The 480-nt window shown below is 46.2% G+C and carries 1 protein-coding gene; it reads left to right on the top strand.

Annotated elements, in window-relative coordinates:
• Positions 1-283, top strand: a 283-nt coding sequence (locus KP705_RS21775; protein WP_215765169.1) for a hypothetical protein, incomplete at its 5' end; no start/stop codon positions are given.
• Positions 284-480: the final 197 nt, after the last annotated feature.

Below are 480 nucleotides of genomic sequence, written 5' to 3' on the forward strand. Positions count from 1 at the left end.
ATTGAACGAATTGAAAAGCGAACGCGAAAAAAGTTTTGATAAGGGCAAGCCGTTCAGAGATTTACAGAAGAAGAATGAACAGCTTGAAACTTATCTTGGTTTAGTTTTTGATTCTTTGGATTCGCATGGAATTAATCCTGTTCCGTTCATTAAGACTGTCTACACGTTGGATGATTTAATGCGTGATTGCGATAGGATTGCGAAGGAGTGGCTTGAGTCATTCCAGGCGACGTGGGAACCTAAGGCGAAGCCTCAAAAGGGTTCTGATCGCTCTATTGCCTAGAGCGACGACCCCGAAGGTCCGGGGGCTAGCATTGGGGGTTCGACCTCCATGCTAAAGGCTAAATCAGTATTAAAAATATATCTCAAACTGCGTCGCTTCATGAGCAGATAATTAGCTCAGATTTGCTGTGTCCTTCATCACAGAGCGAGCGCAGAGCGGGAGCCACGTAGTGTGGCCGTAGGCCATCTGTGTGGGAT

The organism is Gluconobacter sp. P1D12_c (assembly GCF_018812105.1).
Lineage (GTDB): Bacteria > Pseudomonadota > Alphaproteobacteria > Acetobacterales > Acetobacteraceae > Gluconobacter > Gluconobacter oxydans_A.